This is a genomic window from Escherichia sp. HH091_1A (assembly GCF_030295175.1).
GTDB classification, from domain to species: domain Bacteria; phylum Pseudomonadota; class Gammaproteobacteria; order Enterobacterales; family Enterobacteriaceae; genus Escherichia; species Escherichia coli_F.
Genome location: NZ_AP025747.1, coordinates 3024915 through 3040816, shown reverse-complemented (window position 1 = coordinate 3040816; position 15902 = coordinate 3024915). Strand labels below are relative to the sequence as shown.

Below are 15902 nucleotides of genomic sequence, written 5' to 3'. Positions count from 1 at the left end.
GATTTTTAAAAGAACCCGGGAAATTACTCGAGTTCCGCCATCAGTTTAACCAGATGTTCAACCGCTTTATGTTCGTCTTCGCCTTCTGCGGAGATAGTCACAACGGTACCTTGAGTCAGGCCCAGAGTCTGCAGTTTAAACAGGCTTTTCGCGCTGGCGCTTTTGCCGTTGGAAGTCACAGTAATTTCAGAAGTGAAGCCCTTAGCTTCTTTTACAAACTGGGCAGCAGGGCGGGTGTGCAGACCGTTCGGAGCGGTAATGGTAACTTCTTGCTGGAACATTGTATTTCCCCAACTTATAGGTTTAGTGTTGTGGAACTAAAGTCTAGCCTGGCGGTTCGACTTTAGCCTGTATTGTTAGCGCCAGTTTTTAACAGACGCGACGCACGAAGAGCGCAATACAGTCCTTTGCTGGCGGGTGTTGACCGCTGACGTTTCGTACGTCATTAAACATTATGCCGCTAAAGGAAGAATTGAACCAAATCATAAAATCGATTCAGCTATGGCTTTTCCTGTAACGATTAATTTCGCGCATCAAAATAATTAGTCTGGTTAAATACCAGTTCCGACAGGCTGAATCAATGCCAGGAGGGGCGAAAGTTTGAAGCAGGCCACAAAAAAGCACCTGAAAAGGTGCTTTTTTACGCATTTTTAACAAGCTGGCATTACTGTTGCAATTCTTTCTCAGTGAAGAGATCGGCAAACAATGCGGTGCTTAAATAACGCTCACCCGATGACGGTAGAATAACCACAATATTCTTGTTGGTAAAGCTTTCATCTTCTTGTAGTTTCAACGCTGCAGCAACAGCCGCTCCAGAAGAGATACCTGCAAGAATACCTTCCTCTTCCATCAGACGACGCGCGGTAGAAATAGCTTCTTCATTGGTGATGCCAATGACTTTATCGACCAGCTTGAGATCAAGGTTAGCCGGGATAAAACCAGCGCCAATCCCCTGAATTTTATGCGGGCCAGGTTTAATCTCTTCACCTGCCAGCGCCTGGGCGATAACCGGAGAATCGGTTGGCTCCACGGCGACAGAGATGAGATCGGTCTTGCCTTTGGTGCCTTTAATGTAGCGGCTGACGCCGGTCAGCGTACCGCCAGTCCCAACACCAGCAATAAATACATCAACCTGACCGTCGGTATCTTCCCAGATCTCCGGACCGGTGGTTTTTTCGTGAATTTCAGGGTTTGCCGGATTGCTGAATTGTTGCAGCAGTAGGTATTTCTCTGGATTGCTGGCGACAATTTCTTCTGCTTTTTGGATTGCGCCTTTCATGCCTTTAGCACCTTCGGTCAGCACCAGGTTTGCACCTAACGCTTTCAGCAGCTTGCGGCGTTCGATACTCATGGTTTCTGGCATGGTCAGGGTGAGTTTGTAACCGCGAGCGGCAGCCACATAGGCCAGTGCAATCCCGGTATTACCGCTGGTTGGTTCAACCAGTTCAACGCCTGGTTTCAGCACGCCGCGCTTTTCGGCATCCCAAATCATGTTGGCACCGATACGGCACTTAACGCTGAAGCTGGGGTTACGGGATTCCACCTTCGCCAGAATGCGTCCGTTACCGATGCGATTCAGGCGAACCAGCGGCGTCTGACCGATAGTCAGCGAGTTATCTTCAAAAATCTTACTCATGGCCTGTCCTTAACTGTATGAAATTGGGATACAACAGGTAGCATACCCGCTCAGAGAATATGCGGAAGTAAGGATTTAGCATATCTATATGCAGAAGGGAAATAATGAAATGCAAGATGGAATAAGGGGTGGCATAAGCCACCCCTGTTTCACACAAACGGTTTACAAAATAACCGGTAGATTGTTACCGCCACATCGCGTGTTTATCGCGATAGCAATCGACCCACATAGCTGTCGCGCCACAAACGGCAACGGGCATGATGAACAGGTTAAGCAACGGGATCATCGTAAACAGGCTGGTTAAAGCACCAAACTGCATATTGGTGATTTTGCGTGTGCGCAGGGCGGTACGCATCTCTTTAAACGGCACTTTGTGGTTATCGAAGGGGTAATCGCAATACTGGATGGCTAACATCCAGGCACTAAACAGGAACCACAGTACCGGCGCGACGGTTTGCCCAATGCCAGGGATGAAGTAAAGAATTAGCAATACAATTGCGCGCGGCAGATACCAGGCAAATTTTTGCCATTCGCGTTTCATGATTCGCGGCACATCTTTCATGATACCGAAAATTCCGGTATCTGGCGGTGTAGCGCCAGTCAGTCTTGCTTCCAGTTGTTCAGCCAATAAACCGTTGAACGGAGCAGCAATCCAGTTAGCAATCGTTGAGAAGAAATAGCCAAACACTAACAGCACAGAGATGACAGCCAGGGGCCACAACAGATAGCTCAGCCATTGTAACCAGTCCGGAACGTAACTCATGAGCGTCGGGATCCAGACATCGAGCTGCGTAAAGAGCCACCAGAATGCGCCCCCCATCAACAAAATATTGACCAACAGCGGTAAAATAACAAAACGCCGAATCCCAGGTTGCGAGACGAGCTTCCAGCCTTGCGCAAAATAGTAAAAACCGCTGCGTGGGGCAGATGTGAATGATGAAACCATAATCAGGATGAGCTCCTTTTGACCAATCCCAGGAAAATTCTGCGTATTTTACCGGGTAATTGCGCAATGGACAGTTAGGATATGTTCGAAAAAACAGCAAAAAGCACGATTTCATCTATCTTTGTGCTGTGAAAGTTAATAGTGCACTTGCACTTGAGGTAATCGGCAAATACTCTTAGTGAGTAAATGTTTGCCGTGGTGGCAAGGTGTTAGAACAACAGAGAATATAATGATGCAGGATTTGCGTCTGATATTAATCATTGTTGGCGCGATCGCCATAATCGCTTTACTGGTACATGGTTTCTGGACCAGCCGTAAAGAACGATCTTCTATGTTCCGCGATCGGCCATTAAAACGAATGAAGTCAAAACGTGACGACGATTCTTATGACGAGGATGTCGAAGATGATGAGGGCGTTGGTGAGGTTCGTGTTCACCGCGTGAATCATGCCCCGGCTAACGCCCAGGAGCATGAGGCTGCTCGTCCGTCGCCGCAACACCAGTACCAACCGCCTTATGCGTCTGCGCAGCCGCGTCAACCGGTCCAGCAGCCGCCTGAAGCGCAGGTACCGCCGCAACATGCTCCGCGTCCAACGCAGCCGGTGCAGCAACCCGTGCAGCAGCCTGCCTATCAGCCTCAGCCTGAACAGCCGTTGCAGCAGCCAGTTTCGCCACAGGTCGCGTCAGCGCCGCAGCCAGTGCATTCAGCACCGCAACCGGCACAACAGGCTTTCCAGCCTGCAGAACCTGTAGCGGCACCACAGCCTGAGCCTGTAGCGGAACCGGCTCCAGTTATGGATAAACCGAAGCGCAAAGAAGCGGTGATTATCATGAACGTCGCGGCGCATCACGGTAGCGAGTTAAACGGTGAACTGCTTCTTAACAGCATTCAACAAGCGGGCTTCATTTTTGGCGATATGAATATTTACCATCGTCATCTTAGCCCGGATGGCAGCGGCCCGGCGTTATTCAGCCTGGCGAATATGGTGAAACCGGGAACCTTCGATCCTGAAATGAAGGATTTCACTACTCCGGGTGTCACTATCTTTATGCAGGTACCGTCTTACGGTGACGAGCTGCAGAACTTTAAGCTGATGCTGCAATCTGCGCAGCATATTGCCGATGAAGTGGGCGGTGTAGTGCTTGACGATCAGCGCCGTATGATGACTCCGCAGAAATTGCGCGAGTACCAGGACATCATCCGCGAAGTCAAAGACGCCAACGCCTGATACACTTAAGGCAAATTAACTCCTCTTCGAACCCCCGCTTGTCGGGGGTTTTTAGCATTGATGGTGCGATATGGAATCAATCGAACAACAACTGACAGAACTGCGAACGACGCTTCGCCATCATGAATATCTTTATCATGTGATGGATGCGCCGGAAATTCCCGACGCTGAATACGACAGGCTGATGCGCGAACTGCGCGAGCTGGAAGCCAAACATCCAGAGCTGATTACACCTGATTCACCTACCCAACGTGTAGGTGCTGCGCCGCTGGCGGCTTTCAGCCAGATCCGCCATGAAGTGCCCATGTTGTCGCTGGATAACGTCTTTGATGAAGAAAGCTTTCTTGCTTTCAACAAACGCGTACAGGACCGTCTGAAAAGCAACGAAAAAGTGACCTGGTGCTGTGAGCTGAAACTGGATGGTCTTGCCGTCAGCATTCTGTATGAAAATGGCGTTTTAGTCAGTGCAGCGACCCGTGGCGATGGCACTACCGGCGAAGACATTACATCAAACGTGCGTACTATTCGCGCCATTCCGCTGAAGCTTCACGGCGAGAATATCCCGGCGCGTCTGGAAGTTCGTGGTGAAGTGTTCCTGCCGCAGGCCGGCTTCGAAAAGATCAACGAAGATGCGCGACGCACAGGCGGGAAAGTGTTTGCTAACCCGCGTAATGCGGCTGCAGGTTCACTGCGTCAGCTTGATCCGCGTATTACAGCGAAGCGACCGCTCACTTTTTTCTGCTATGGCGTCGGTGTTCTGGAAGGTGGCGAGCTACCGGATACTCATCTTGGCCGTTTACTGCAATTTAAAAAGTGGGGATTACCGGTCAGCGATCGGGTAACGCTTTGTGAATCGGCGGAAGAGGTGCTGGCGTTCTACCACAAAGTGGAAGAAGACCGCCCGACGCTGGGCTTTGATATCGACGGCGTGGTAATTAAGGTCAACTCACTGGCACAGCAGGAACAGCTTGGCTTTGTCGCGCGTGCCCCGCGCTGGGCAGTAGCGTTTAAATTTCCGGCGCAGGAACAGATGACCTTTGTGCGTGACGTCGAGTTTCAGGTTGGGCGTACTGGCGCGATTACGCCTGTTGCGCGTCTGGAACCTGTCCATGTTGCTGGTGTGCTGGTGAGTAACGCCACACTGCATAATGCTGACGAAATCGAACGTCTTGGTTTACGCATTGGCGATAAAGTGGTGATTCGCCGCGCTGGCGACGTGATCCCGCAGGTGGTTAACGTCGTGCTTTCTGAACGCCCGGAAGATACCCGTGAGGTTGTATTCCCGACGCATTGTCCGGTATGTGGTTCTGACGTCGAGCGTGTGGAAGGTGAAGCGGTTGCCCGCTGTACCGGTGGCCTGATTTGCGGTGCTCAGCGTAAAGAGTCGCTGAAACACTTTGTTTCCCGCCGTGCGATGGACGTTGACGGTATGGGCGACAAAATCATCGATCAACTGGTTGAAAAAGAATATGTCCATACCCCGGCGGATCTGTTCAAACTCACCGCAGGCAAACTGACCGGACTGGAGCGCATGGGGCCGAAATCGGCACAAAATGTGGTTAACGCGCTGGAAAAAGCGAAAGAAACCACCTTTGCCCGCTTCCTCTATGCACTTGGCATCCGTGAAGTCGGCGAGGCCACCGCAGCAGGTCTGGCGGCATATTTCGGCACGCTGGAAGCGCTGGAAGCCGCTTCGATTGAAGAGCTGCAAAAGGTGCCTGATGTTGGCATTGTCGTTGCCTCCCACGTTCACAACTTCTTTGCCGAAGAAAGCAACCGCAATGTCATCAGCGAGCTGTTGGCGGAAGGCGTTCACTGGCCTGCGCCGGTGGTGATTAACGCGGAAGAGATTGACAGCCCGTTTGCTGGTAAAACCGTGGTGCTCACGGGCAGCTTAAGCCAGATGTCGCGTGATGACGCTAAAGCTCGACTGGTCGAACTGGGGGCGAAAGTCGCGGGCAGCGTGTCGAAGAAAACCGATCTGGTGATAGCGGGTGAAGCTGCAGGATCTAAACTGGCGAAGGCGCAGGAACTGGGCATTGAAGTCATCGACGAAACGGAAATGCTGCGTTTGCTGGGTAGCTGAGATGGAAAAAGAGCAGCTGATTGAAATAGCCAATACGATAATGCCGTTTGGCAAATACAAAGGGCGTCGATTAATCGACCTGCCGGAGGAGTATCTTCTGTGGTTTGCCCGCAAAGATGAGTTCCCGGCAGGGAAGCTCGGTGAGCTAATGCAAATCACGCTGCTGATTAAAACCGAGGGGCTGACGCAACTGGTCCAGCCCCTGAAACGCCCACTTTAAGCTTTATCGGCGCTGCTTTCCTGCTGCGCCTGTAACTGTTCGGTCTGGCGTTTGTATCGACGCGCCAGCACCGCACAGACCATCAATTGGATCTGATGGAAAATCATCAGAGGCAGCACCATCATACCGATCACCGATGTGGGGAACAGAATGTTTGCCATCGGGATGCCATTTGCCAGACTCTTTTTCGAACCACAAAAGACGATAGTAATTTCATCTGCCTTATTGAAGCCTAGTCGGCGTGCCATAAAGACGTTAACTACAATCACGATAGCCAGAAGAACGCAACTGACCACCACGATAAACAGCAATGATCCCCAGCCAACTTTGTGCCAGATACCGTTAACGACGGCTTCGCTGAATGCCGTATAAACCACCAACAGAATGGACGTCTGGTCAGTTTTCGCAATCCATTTTTTATTACGCGACACCCAGTCACCAATCCACGGCCGCGAAAGATGCCCCAACACAAATGGCAGCAGCAGTTGCAGCATTATCTTACCTACCAGCTCAAGGCTGCCCCCTGCACCGTGAACATTCATCACCAGGCCAACCAGCAACGGTGAAAGGAAAATCCCCAGTAGGCTGGATGCTGACGCAGAACAAACCGCCGCCGCGACGTTACCGCCCGCCATTGACGTGAAGGCGATTGCAGACTGCACGGTCGCGGGGAGAATGCACAAGTAGAGAAAACCGGAGTAGAGCATCGGGTCGACATTTACCGGTTTCCACCACGCAAACAGCACGCCCAGAATCGGAAACAGCACGAAGGTGCTGCACATTACCCATAAATGCAGTCGCCAATGACCACCGCCTGCAATAATGGCCTCTCGCGATAACTTCGCGCCGTGCATAAAGAACAGCAGAGCAATGGCTGCGGTAGTCAGATTTTCAAAGAAGGGAACGAAATCGCCCCTGGCCGGAAAGAAAGAGGCCAGCAACACCACCGTGATCAGGGTTAAGGTGAAAGGATCGAGGATACGAAAAAGTTTCATAAAGACTCCAGATGATCGATGGTTCTATTGTGCTTCTTCCAGTTTGAGAAATAAAATTGATTTATTGCATCCATTCATGAAGAAAACAGATGAATTATTCTTTAAAGCAATTAAAGGTTTTCGTCACAGTAGCGCAGGAGAAAAGTTTTAGTCGTGCAGGAGAGCGTATCGGCCTGAGCCAGTCGGCAGTGAGTCACAGTGTGAAGGAGCTGGAAAATCATACTGGTGTTCGCCTGCTGGACAGAACCACGCGTGAAGTGGTGCTTACAGATGCAGGGCAGCAGTTGGCTTTGCGTCTTGAGCGACTGCTGGATGAACTTAACAGCACGTTGCGCGATACCGGGCGTATGGGGCAACAACTGAGCGGAAAAGTTCGGGTCGCTGCCAGCCAGACCATTTCCGCGCATCTTATTCCGCAATGCATTGCTGAAAGCCATCGCCGCTATCCAGATATTCAGTTTATCCTCCACGATCGTCCGCAGCAGTGGGTGATGGAAAGTATTCGCCAGGGAGATGTCGATTTTGGCATCGTCATCGATCCAGGCCCAGTGGGCGATCTGCAATGTGAAGCGATTCTTTCCGAGCCTTTCTTTCTGCTTTGCCATCGCGATAGCGCTTTGGCCGTGGAAGATTATGTACCCTGGCAGGCATTACAGGGAGCGAAATTGGTGTTGCAGGATTACGCGTCAGGCAGCCGACCGCTGATTGACGCAGCGCTGGCGCGCAATGGTATTCAGGCGAATATTGTGCAGGAGATTGGTCATCCGGCGACGCTGTTCCCGATGGTAGCCGCAGGCATCGGCATCAGTATTCTTCCCGCACTGGCGCTACCATTGCCTGAAGGTAGCCCGCTGGTGGTAAAGCGCATTACGCCGGTGGTTGAACGCCAGTTGATGCTGGTGCGCAGGAAGAACCGTTCACTTTCCACCGCCGCTGAAGCGTTATGGGACGTAGTACGAGACCAGGGCAATGCGCTAATGGCTGGGCGGGAAGGGGATCCGTTGTATCAGATATAGAGTGAATTCATACTGCCGGGAGCTCCGGCAGTAATCAATCAGAAATTAAATTTGATGGAGTAGATTATCGCATCCTGGTAAAAATCTTCGCCCAGTTTGTCATCCGCATAACGATACTGAATCCCTGTGGTGATGTGTGAAGTTGCATTCCACCAAAGTGCGACGGCACCATTCAGACCTTCTTTGCCGCCATTACCTGCCGCGTAGGTGGCATCACGATCAAACTCGTACTCGTTCCAGTTGGTGAGGGTGAATTTCTCACTGCCCAGCATAAAGCTGTAACCTGCAACCCAACCGGCGACATAACCGTTATCGCCGGTATAATAGGTTTGGTCTGTATAGCGTTTTGCAAAGAACGGTTTGAACCACCAACCGCTGCCGGTGAAATTGTAGCCGATCCCGTAAAGGAACATATCGTCATGGAAATTCACACGATTCGCAGAACCGTAGGTGCCATACGCATGCAAGTAGAGATTAAATCCGGTGTCACCCAGGTAAATACGGTTGGTATTTTTAAATGTATAACGCTGCTCGCTACCCTGTTTATCATGACGATCATTATAAAAGTTTTCCCAGTCGAAGAACCCGTACATTTCTCCCCAACTAAAGTTAGCGCCGCCTTCCAGTTCCAGATATCCAAAATCATCTTTGTGTGATTTGGTCGACGATTTCTCAGTGGTTCTGCTAGTCCAGTCAAGATAATGAATACCTATATCAGCAAAACCGCCTTTAAATTCTGCATGGGATACTGCTGGTATCGCCAATACAGAAGAGAGTGTCAGAGTAAAAAGATGTTTTTTCATAGCATAATTCCCTATGCCGATCGTTATTAGTTGATTGCTTAATAAAAAGGTTGATTAAAAGCGGCATATTGTTAATGCAAGGGAAAGGAGAGTACCAATACAGTTTTTTCAGCCTATTAATAGTGAAAAAATATAAATATATCGATATCGAATAACTATCGGATACATGAAAAAAGTGTATTGGTATGAGGTAGGGCAATCTCGTTATAAAAAGGCGTTAGATTCCACCCTACAAAAAAAGGATATATATGTATCAGGCTCAGTTTTCTCATAACCCACTGTATTGCGTAGATATTATCAAGACTTATAAACCTGATTTCACGCCACGAGTGGCCTTTATTTTAGGTTCCGGGCTGGGCGCGCTGGCCGATCAGATTGAGAACGCGGTCGCAATTTCCTACGAAAAGCTGCCTGGGTTCCCGGTAAGTACCGTACACGGTCATGCGGGTGAGCTGGTGCTGGGTTATCTCCAGGGGGTGCCAGTGGCGTGCATGAAAGGTCGCGGACATTTCTACGAAGGTCGTGGGATGACCATCATGACGGATGCAATCCGTACCTTTAAGTTGCTGGGCTGCGAGTTGCTGTTCTGCACCAATGCGGCTGGCTCACTGCGTCCTGAAGTGGGGGCCGGCAGTCTGGTCGCATTGAAAGATCACATCAACACCATGCCGGGAACGCCGATGGTGGGTCTTAATGATGAACGTTTTGGTGAGCGCTTCTTCTCGCTGGCGAATGCCTACGATGCGGAATACCGCGCACTGTTACAAAAAGTGGCGAAAGAAGAGGGGGTCCCTCTGACGGAGGGCGTGTTCGTCTCGTATCCGGGGCCGAATTTCGAGACTGCGGCGGAAATTCGCATGATGCAAATTATTGGTGGGGATGTTGTTGGTATGTCTGTGGTGCCTGAGGTTATTTCAGCTCGCTATTGCGAACTTAAAGTCGTTGCGGTCTCTGCGATTACCAACATGGCGGAAGGTCTGAGTGACGTGAAGCTTTCTCATGCCCAAACGCTGGCAGCAGCGGAACTCTCAAAGCAAAACTTTATTAATCTTATTTGCGGCTTTCTGCGCAAAATTGCCTGAGTAAAACAACAATAAACGGCCTCACTGAGTGAGGCCATATGATGCGACAAGGAAACGATTATGAGCATCGCTTTGCGCTTAAAGGTAATGTCCTTTTTGCAATATTTTATCTGGGGGAGCTGGCTGGTTACCCTCGGTTCTTACATGATTAATACCCTTCATTTCACCGGCGCTAATGTTGGCATGGTTTACAGTTCCAAAGGGATCGCCGCGATTATTATGCCTGGTATAATGGGGATCATCGCAGACAAATGGCTGCGTGCAGAACGTGCATACATGCTGTGTCACCTGGTGTGTGCAGGCGTACTTTTTTATGCGGCATCCGTAACTGATCCAGATATGATGTTTTGGGTGATGTTAGTCAATGCGATGGCGTTTATGCCGACTATCGCGTTATCGAACAGCGTCTCTTATTCCTGTCTTGCTCAGGCAGGGCTTGACCCGGTGACCGCTTTCCCGCCCATTCGCGTTTTTGGTACGGTGGGGTTCATTGTCGCGATGTGGGCAGTAAGCCTGCTGCATCTGGAATTGAGTAGTCTGCAGTTGTATATCGCGTCCGGTGCGTCATTGCTGCTGTCGGCTTATGCGCTGACTTTGCCGAAGATTCCGGTTGCGGAGAAAAAAGCGACTACATCGCTTGCCAGCAAGCTGGGTCTGGATGCCTTCGTGCTGTTTAAAAATCCACGCATGGCTATCTTTTTCCTCTTCGCCATGATGCTGGGTGCGGTGCTGCAAATTACCAACGTTTTTGGCAACCCGTTCCTGCATGATTTCGCCCGTAATCCTGAGTTTGCTGATAGCTTCGTGGTGAAATATCCGTCCATTTTACTGTCAGTTTCACAGATGGCTGAAGTCGGTTTCATTCTGACGATACCGTTCTTTTTGAAGCGTTTCGGTATTAAAACCGTCATGCTGATGAGTATGGTGGCGTGGACGCTGCGCTTTGGCTTCTTTGCCTATGGCGATCCATCACCAACCGGGTTTATTTTGCTGTTGCTGTCGATGATTGTTTACGGTTGTGCATTCGATTTCTTCAATATTTCTGGTTCGGTCTTTGTCGAACAGGAAGTTGATTCCAGCATTCGTGCCAGCGCCCAGGGCCTTTTTATGACGATGGTAAATGGCGTCGGCGCATGGGTTGGCTCGATTCTGAGCGGTATGGCAGTGGATTACTTCTCGGTGGATGGCGTAAAAGATTGGCATACCATTTGGCTGATGTTTGCAGGGTATGCTCTTTTCCTCGCAGTGATATTTTTCTTTGGGTTTAAATATAACCATGACCCTGAAAAGATAACGCATCGTTCAGTTACACATTAAAAGGATTCGCAGCTCTGTTCCTTGGGGCTGCTTTTATGATAAAGGTTAATTAGTGAAAGATATTTTATTTTCTTCTGGCGTTGGTTTTGGCATTGGTGCTTTGTTTACAATCGTGCGATTACCTATTCCTGTTCCAAATGTATTGCCGGGTATATTATCCATCGTGTTTATGTATGTCGGATATCTGGTGGTGAAATACTTTATGCCATGATAATTTAATACGATGTATTTTTTATATGGAGCACTTAATTATGGAACGCATATATAGAACAGATCTTAAGTTGCTCCGTTATTTTCTTGCCGTAGCGGAAGAGTTGCATTTTGGTCGCGCAGCAGCGCGTTTAAATATGTCTCAGCCTCCGCTCAGTATTCATATTAAAGAGCTGGAAAATCAACTCGGCACGCAGCTTTTTATTCGCCATTCGCGCAGCGTCGTACTGACACACGCGGGCAAAATCTTGATGGAAGAATCGCGTCGATTGCTGGTGAATGCAAATAATATATTGGCTCGGGTTGAACAAATAGGTCGGGGAGAAGCAGGGCGGATTGAACTCGGGGTTGTGGGAACGGCAATGTGGGGACGGATGCGCCCGGTTATGCGGCGATTCCTTAGAGAAAATCCTAACGTTGAAGTTCTGTTTCGCGAAAAGATGCCCGCGATGCAAATGGCCTTGCTGGAACGCCGCGAACTTGATGCCGGGATCTGGCGAATGGCGACAGAACCACCGACTGGTTTTACCAGCTTACGGTTGCATGAATCGGCGTTTCTGGTGGCGATGCCTGAAGAGCATCATCTCTCATCATTTTCCACCGTCCCGCTGGAAGCGCTACGTGACGAGTATTTCGTTACAATGCCGCCCGTGTACACTGACTGGGATTTTTTGCAGCGAGTTTGCCAGCAGGTGGGATTTTCACCGGTTGTTATTCGCGAAGTTAATGAACCGCAAACGGTACTCGCCATGGTCAGTATGGGTATTGGTATCACATTGATAGCGGACAGCTACGCGCAGATGAACTGGCCCGGTGTCATATTCCGTCCGCTCAAAGAACGCATCCCGGCAGACTTATATATTGTTTATGAAACGCAGCAGGTGACGCCCGCGCTGGTTAAACTGCTGGCGGCGTTGGCGCAGTAGATGAGAGGCACGGGAACTGCCGGACATAGTTGGTCTGATAAGCGAAGCGCATCAGGCAATTTCGCAAATTGCAGATAGCAAAAAAGCGCCTTTAGGGCGCTTTTTTACATTGGTGGGTCGTGCAGGATTCGAACCTGCGACCAATTGATTAAAAGTCAACTGCTCTACCAACTGAGCTAACGACCCGAAGTGGTGGGTGATGACGGGATCGAACCGCCGACCCCCTCCTTGTAAGGGAGGTGCTCTCCCAGCTGAGCTAATCACCCACTTCGGTACTTCACATTGTTACAAGAAATCTAGCTGGCGAGAAAGTGGTGGGTGATGACGGGATCGAACCGCCGACCCCCTCCTTGTAAGGGAGGTGCTCTCCCAGCTGAGCTAATCACCCACTTCTCAATTTCTTGCTACACGGCGGAGACTACATAAAGTAGTTGGTGGGTGATGACGGGATCGAACCGCCGACCCCCTCCTTGTAAGGGAGGTGCTCTCCCAGCTGAGCTAATCACCCCCGCTGTGTGGAGTCGCATTATAGGGAGAGTTCAAAATGAGTCAACGCATTTTCTAAAGAAATTGTTCGTTCGTCGTAAATTTAAGCAAGATGATCGCAAAACAGACCGTGTTGCGCAATTTCTCAACGAAAACAATAATGCATCATGTAGCAACCCGAACTACATTGAGGAATCAGGCGGGAGTGATAGAATATCGCCCACTCAATTTTTCCAGGATTTGCCGGTTGTCGGCATCTTTCTAAACGTAAGGCCATTTCATGAAAATCAAAACTCGCTTCGCGCCAAGCCCAACAGGCTATCTGCACGTTGGCGGCGCGCGTACTGCTCTTTACTCCTGGCTTTTTGCACGTAACCACGGCGGTGAGTTCGTGCTGCGTATTGAAGACACCGATCTTGAGCGTTCCACGCCGGAAGCTATCGAAGCCATTATGGATGGTATGAACTGGCTGAGCCTGGAGTGGGATGAAGGTCCGTACTTCCAGACCAAACGTTTTGATCGCTACAACGCGGTGATCGATCAGATGCTGGAAGAGGGCACTGCCTATAAATGCTACTGCTCCAAAGAGCGTCTGGAAGCGCTGCGTGAAGAGCAAATGGCAAAAGGTGAGAAACCACGTTATGACGGTCGCTGTCGCCACAGTCATGAGCATCACGCTGATGATGAGCCGTGTGTCGTACGTTTTGCTAACCCGCAGGAAGGTTCTGTTGTTTTTGACGATCAGATCCGTGGTCCGATCGAGTTCAGCAACCAGGAGCTGGATGATCTGATTATCCGCCGTACCGATGGTTCCCCAACCTATAACTTCTGTGTGGTTGTCGATGACTGGGATATGGAAATCACCCACGTTATCCGTGGCGAAGACCATATCAACAACACACCGCGCCAGATTAACATTCTTAAGGCTCTGAAAGCGCCGGTACCGGTTTACGCGCACGTTTCTATGATCAACGGCGATGACGGTAAAAAACTGTCCAAACGTCACGGGGCGGTCAGCGTAATGCAGTATCGTGATGATGGTTATCTGCCTGAAGCACTGCTGAACTATCTGGTGCGTCTGGGCTGGTCCCACGGCGATCAGGAAATCTTCACTCGTGAAGAGATGATCAAATACTTCACTCTGAATGCCGTCAGCAAATCTGCCAGTGCGTTCAACACCGACAAGCTGCTGTGGCTGAACCATCACTACATTAACGCGCTGCCGCCGGAGTATGTTGCTACTCACTTACAATGGCACATTGAGCAGGAAAATATCGATACCCGTAACGGCCCGCAACTGGCTGATCTGGTAAAACTGCTGGGTGAACGCTGCAAGACGCTGAAAGAGATGGCTCAGAGCTGCCGTTATTTCTACGAAGATTTTGCTGAGTTCGATGCCGACGCCGCGAAAAAACATCTGCGTCCGGTAGCGCGTCAGCCGCTGGAAGTGGTTCGTGACAAACTGGCCGCGATTACTGACTGGACCGCTGAAAACGTTCATCACGCTATTCAGGCGACGGCGGATGAGCTGGAAGTGGGTATGGGTAAAGTTGGTATGCCGCTGCGTGTCGCCGTAACCGGTGCGGGGCAATCTCCGGCGCTGGATGTTACCGTTCACGCAATCGGTAAGACCCGCAGTATCGAGCGTATCAACAAAGCGCTGGCATTTATTGCTGAACGCGAAAACCAGCAGTAATTAGCGCAGAAAAGATAAACGGCAGGAGAGATCCCCCTGCCGTTTTTTATTTATTCTGATTCATCTATGTCGAGACGAGCAAGGAAATGACGAATTCCTTCACGTGACAAAAATTGCGCAACTTTTTCCTGCTCACTGTGAGTCATGTTGTCTATTGCGCTGATGATTTGCCGATAAGCAGGGGTGCGAATACCCGGTGCGTATTCGGCAAGGGGTTCTTCGGCTTCCAGAAGCATCGGCGTGTTATGGAAGGCTGGTGTATTCTGAATAAACTCGCAAACTTGCGTATCGATCAGAATAAGTCTGGCACGACCGCCTTTCACGCCGGGAAATTTTTCCGTTTTCCAGCCTTTTTCTCTGATCCAACGGTTAACAGTTTGTTTAGCCACACCGAGGCATTCCGCCAGTTCTTCGGTGGTCATTTTATTGCGTAATCTTTTCATATTATTTGCTATCGCGAATCCCTAAGCGTTGTAATAACCCGATAATCCCTTCCCGCAGAAGCAAGGATGTAAACTGTTTTTGTTCAACTGGCGTCATCTCTTTCGCCAGTGTCACCAGCAACACTTCAAGCGGCGCATCACCAGAAAGGGCTGGCGCTTCTCCCTGACCTTCCGGACGTTCAGCATTGCGAATATATTCACGAACCTGTTCATTGACGTGAACCAGTCTGGCTTTGCCACCCTGGACGCCTGGTTTTGGTGATGTCGTCCAGCCTTCCTTGCGTACCCATTTATTAATGGTCTGACGGCTATAACCGGTCAGTCTGGCAAGTTCATCTGGCGTCATCCTCTCCTTGAACATAACAATTCCCTGAATGTATGTAGGTCTATTAGCGGTTCATTTTATAACACCACTTTACAGGAAACCGTGACATGAATAACTACTGAATGCGAGCGGTTTTCCAAAATTGTTCATTTGCCTGATTTTTCAGCGATTGAAACTACACGCTGCAATTTGCCGTTGACACATTCGGGCGGAATTCATATGATGCCGCCCGTCAACTCGACAAGCTTTACGTGATGGGGCTATAGCTCAGCTGGGAGAGCGCTTGCATGGCATGCAAGAGGTCAGCGGTTCGATCCCGCTTAGCTCCACCAAATTTTGCACCCAGCAAATTTGGTACGTAAACGACTCGTGGGGCTATAGCTCAGCTGGGAGAGCGCTTGCATGGCATGCAAGAGGTCAGCGGTTCGATCCCGCTTAGCTCCACCAAATTTCAAACCCTCGCTGCAAAGCGGGGGTTTTTTGTCTC

At 50.1% G+C, this 15902-nt stretch carries 16 protein-coding genes and 6 tRNA genes; 11 read left to right on the top strand and 11 right to left on the bottom strand.

Features of this window, described 5'->3' with window-relative positions; all coding sequences use genetic code 11:
• Positions 1-23 precede the first annotated feature (23 nt).
• From ptsH to cysZ, 3 genes are all read right to left on the bottom strand, one after another.
• A complete protein-coding gene (gene ptsH / locus QUF14_RS15320) occupies positions 24-281 on the bottom strand; it encodes a phosphocarrier protein Hpr (protein WP_100733735.1) in 258 nt (85 codons plus the stop codon).
• Between the two features lie 383 nt (positions 282-664).
• Positions 665-1636 (bottom strand): cysteine synthase A, encoded by a 972-nt coding sequence (gene cysK, locus QUF14_RS15315; protein WP_100733734.1) that lies wholly within the window; start codon positions 1634-1636, stop codon positions 665-667.
• Positions 1637-1820: 184 nt separating this feature from the next.
• Positions 1821-2582 (bottom strand): sulfate transporter CysZ, encoded by a 762-nt coding sequence (cysZ, locus tag QUF14_RS15310; protein ID WP_000254839.1) that lies wholly within the window; start codon positions 2580-2582, stop codon positions 1821-1823.
• Between the two features lie 229 nt (positions 2583-2811).
• On the opposite strand from cysZ, the gene zipA reads away from it, so the two are divergent.
• The 3 genes from zipA to QUF14_RS15295 all read left to right on the top strand — a co-directional run bounded on the left by zipA (position 2812) and on the right by QUF14_RS15295 (position 6116).
• On the top strand, positions 2812-3810 hold the full coding sequence (gene zipA, locus QUF14_RS15305; protein WP_001305210.1) for a cell division protein ZipA: 999 nt from the start codon (positions 2812-2814) through the stop codon (positions 3808-3810).
• Between the two features lie 70 nt (positions 3811-3880).
• Complete coding sequence (ligA, locus tag QUF14_RS15300; RefSeq protein WP_000443657.1) at positions 3881-5896, top strand: NAD-dependent DNA ligase LigA; 2016 nt, start codon at positions 3881-3883, stop codon at positions 5894-5896.
• A gap of 1 nt (position 5897) precedes the next feature.
• Entirely contained in the window at positions 5898-6116 is a 219-nt protein-coding gene (locus QUF14_RS15295) for a DUF3820 family protein (RefSeq protein WP_000410201.1), read from the top strand.
• On the opposite strand, the gene QUF14_RS15290 is transcribed toward QUF14_RS15295, so the two are convergent.
• The gene (locus QUF14_RS15290) at positions 6113-7111 is read right to left on the bottom strand and encodes a bile acid:sodium symporter family protein (RefSeq protein WP_100733733.1); all 999 of its coding nucleotides are present in this window, start codon (positions 7109-7111) and stop codon (positions 6113-6115) included. The genes QUF14_RS15295 and QUF14_RS15290 overlap by 4 nt on opposite strands.
• Before the next feature lie 89 nt (positions 7112-7200).
• On the opposite strand from QUF14_RS15290, the gene QUF14_RS15285 reads away from it, so the two are divergent.
• A complete protein-coding gene (locus tag QUF14_RS15285) occupies positions 7201-8127 on the top strand; it encodes a LysR family transcriptional regulator (RefSeq protein WP_001109784.1) in 927 nt (308 codons plus the stop codon).
• Positions 8128-8165: 38 nt separating this feature from the next.
• On the opposite strand, the gene QUF14_RS15280 is transcribed toward QUF14_RS15285, so the two are convergent.
• Positions 8166-8930: a nucleoside-specific channel-forming Tsx family protein gene (locus tag QUF14_RS15280; protein WP_000716371.1), complete on the bottom strand. Its 765-nt coding sequence runs from the start codon at positions 8928-8930 to the stop codon at positions 8166-8168.
• A 248-nt stretch (positions 8931-9178) separates the two neighbouring features.
• On the opposite strand from QUF14_RS15280, the gene xapA reads away from it, so the two are divergent.
• From xapA to xapR, 4 genes are read left to right on the top strand one after another with little or no spacing between them, the layout of a single operon-like run.
• A complete protein-coding gene (gene xapA / locus QUF14_RS15275; RefSeq protein WP_100733732.1) occupies positions 9179-10012 on the top strand; it encodes a xanthosine phosphorylase in 834 nt (277 codons plus the stop codon).
• Positions 10013-10072: 60 nt separating this feature from the next.
• The gene (gene xapB, locus QUF14_RS15270) at positions 10073-11329 is read left to right on the top strand and encodes a xanthosine/proton symporter XapB (RefSeq protein ID WP_000020390.1); all 1257 of its coding nucleotides are present in this window, start codon (positions 10073-10075) and stop codon (positions 11327-11329) included.
• A 52-nt stretch (positions 11330-11381) separates the two neighbouring features.
• On the top strand, positions 11382-11540 hold the full coding sequence (locus QUF14_RS15265; RefSeq protein ID WP_000651752.1) for a DUF1427 family protein: 159 nt from the start codon (positions 11382-11384) through the stop codon (positions 11538-11540).
• Between the two features lie 40 nt (positions 11541-11580).
• Positions 11581-12465 carry a DNA-binding transcriptional regulator XapR gene (gene xapR / locus QUF14_RS15260; RefSeq protein WP_001354806.1) on the top strand — a complete coding sequence of 295 codons (885 nt, stop codon included), beginning with the start codon at positions 11581-11583 and terminating at the stop codon, positions 12463-12465.
• A gap of 110 nt (positions 12466-12575) precedes the next feature.
• On the opposite strand, the gene QUF14_RS15255 is transcribed toward xapR, so the two are convergent.
• From QUF14_RS15255 to QUF14_RS15240, 4 genes are all read right to left on the bottom strand, one after another.
• Positions 12576-12651, bottom strand: a tRNA-Lys gene (locus QUF14_RS15255).
• 4 nt (positions 12652-12655) lie between these two features.
• Positions 12656-12731 (bottom strand) — tRNA-Val (locus QUF14_RS15250).
• A 46-nt stretch (positions 12732-12777) separates the two neighbouring features.
• Positions 12778-12853 (bottom strand) — tRNA-Val (locus QUF14_RS15245).
• A gap of 44 nt (positions 12854-12897) precedes the next feature.
• Positions 12898-12973 (bottom strand) — tRNA-Val (locus tag QUF14_RS15240).
• Between the two features lie 258 nt (positions 12974-13231).
• On the opposite strand from QUF14_RS15240, the gene gltX reads away from it, so the two are divergent.
• Positions 13232-14647, top strand: a complete 1416-nt coding sequence (gltX, locus tag QUF14_RS15235) for a glutamate--tRNA ligase (RefSeq protein ID WP_000695640.1) — start codon at positions 13232-13234, stop codon at positions 14645-14647.
• Between the two features lie 50 nt (positions 14648-14697).
• Here the strand turns inward: gltX and QUF14_RS15230 are convergent, their stop codons facing one another.
• Both QUF14_RS15230 and QUF14_RS15225 read right to left on the bottom strand, forming a co-directional pair.
• On the bottom strand, positions 14698-15090 hold the full coding sequence (locus tag QUF14_RS15230; protein ID WP_000826488.1) for a MerR family transcriptional regulator: 393 nt from the start codon (positions 15088-15090) through the stop codon (positions 14698-14700).
• A 1-nt stretch (position 15091) separates the two neighbouring features.
• Positions 15092-15451 (bottom strand): YfeC-like transcriptional regulator, encoded by a 360-nt coding sequence (locus QUF14_RS15225; protein ID WP_000472021.1) that lies wholly within the window; start codon positions 15449-15451, stop codon positions 15092-15094.
• Between the two features lie 220 nt (positions 15452-15671).
• Between QUF14_RS15225 and QUF14_RS15220 the strand changes: the two genes are divergently transcribed.
• Together QUF14_RS15220 and QUF14_RS15215 are read left to right on the top strand one after the other, a co-directional pair.
• Positions 15672-15747 (top strand) — tRNA-Ala (locus QUF14_RS15220).
• A gap of 39 nt (positions 15748-15786) precedes the next feature.
• A tRNA-Ala gene (locus tag QUF14_RS15215) sits at positions 15787-15862 on the top strand.
• Positions 15863-15902: the final 40 nt, after the last annotated feature.